Genomic DNA, 1,597 nt, shown 5'->3' on the forward strand with positions numbered 1-1,597 from the left:
GGGACACAGTCATACCGGGCCCGGAGGCCAGCGGCCCCATTGCAGGACCGCGAAAAACATAACGGGGGCTGGTGTGGTGGGTGGTGTGAGGGGTTTGTGGGGGGTGGCGTGAGGGGTTTGTGTGGGGTGTGGCGTAGAAGGGGGGTGTGTGGTGGGTGGCGGGGTTCCGGGCTGGTGTGGGTGGCCGGGGGTGGCGGGGTTCTGTGTTCTGTCTGCCTGTTGTGGGTTCGGGGCGGTTTTGCCGTCTTCTCTTTTTTTGGGAGTGGTTATGGGTGTGTCTGGTGTGGTGTTATGAGCGGGGATGTGTTTTCGGTGGCGGTGCGGGTTTATGGTTATCCGCCGTCTCATAATGCGGGGTCTGAGTGGGTGCTTCATTCGATGCTGCGGCCGCTGGCGCGTGCGGGTCACAGGGTTACGGTGTGGCTTTCGCATCCGGGGGATCTGGGGGAGGTGTATGAGGTTGACGGGGTCCGGGTGGTTCCTTTCCAGCAGGGTACGGATTTTGCTGCGCGGGTGGCGGATTCGGATGTTCTTATTTCTCATTATGAGAATGTTCCTGTGGTGGCGGCGCTGGGGAAGGCGAACCGGATTCCGGTGGTGGTCATCTGCCATGACAATTTTTCTGCGACGTATCATAATGCTGCTGGTGCGGATCTTTTGGTATATAACAGTGAGTGGATCCGCCGGGACGGTGAAATATTTTATTCGCGGTTCTGTGAGGAGTTCCTGCCGAGGCGTTCGATGGTGCTGCGGCCTCCTGTGTTTGCTGATGAGTACCGGACCGGGCCGGGTGACTGCGCGACCCTGGTCAATCTGAATTCGGATAAGGGGGGTGATATGTTCTGGCAGGTTGCCGCGTGGGTGCCGGAGTGGGATTTCCTCGGTGTCCGGGGGGCTTATGGTGACCAGGTGATGCCGTCGCTCCGGCTGTCGAACTGCCGGGTTATTGACGGTGTTGCGGGCAAGGATATGAAGTCGCTGGTGTACGGGAGGTCCCGGGTGATGGTCATGCCCAGCCTGTATGAGTCCTGGGGGAGGGTGGCGGTAGAGGCTCTCGCGTCCGGGATTCCTGTGGTGGCGCATCCCACCCCGGGGCTTGTGGAGTCGCTGGGGAGTGCAGGGATTTTTGCTTACCGGGATGATATGGAGGCCTGGGTTGCGGCCCTGCGCTCACTGCGGGACCCGCGGAACTGGGAGCAGGCTTCACGCAGGGCGAAGGAGCGGTCCCGGCAGCTGGATCCCCGGCGTGAGCTCGATGCCTGGTGTGAGGTGATTGAGGAGGTAGCGGCAGCTGGCCGGTACACGCGGGCTGCTGCAGCGGTGCGCAGTGTGAGTCCCATCCGCTGGGCAGGCGCGGCCCTCAAGCCCATGAAGTACGGGGACGCCGCAGGGGTGCGCGCGCTGGCCTCCGCCACCGGGCAGCCGCTGTCCCCGGCCCTCAAGGGTGAGCGCCTGCGAAGCCTCTAACGCCCCCGGGGCCGGTATGGCTGTTGTCCCTGAGCTTGACTCTCACAGTCGGGGATCTTGGAGTTTTCCGGTGCGGCAGCATGGTCGACGGGCATGCTCAAGGAGTTCCGCTGACCGATGCCGCTGTCGA

1 protein-coding gene is annotated in these 1,597 nt (G+C 62.9%); it reads left to right on the forward strand.

Features of this window, described 5'->3' with window-relative positions; translation table 11 throughout:
- Nucleotides 1-291: 291 nt before the first annotated feature.
- Nucleotides 292-1,467: a glycosyltransferase family 4 protein gene (locus ACFVX9_RS39735; RefSeq protein WP_387987183.1), complete on the forward strand. Its 1,176-nt coding sequence runs from the start codon at nucleotides 292-294 to the stop codon at nucleotides 1,465-1,467.
- Nucleotides 1,468-1,597: the final 130 nt, after the last annotated feature.

This window comes from Kitasatospora sp. NPDC058243 (assembly GCF_042882025.1).
Lineage (GTDB): Bacteria > Actinomycetota > Actinomycetes > Streptomycetales > Streptomycetaceae > Kitasatospora.

Bases quoted from the DNA above. Each gene is read 5' to 3' on its own strand.
- ACFVX9_RS39735 (WP_387987183.1), top strand. From the start codon at position 292: ATGAGCGGGGATGTGTTTTCGGTGGCGGTGCGGGTTTATGGTTATCCG.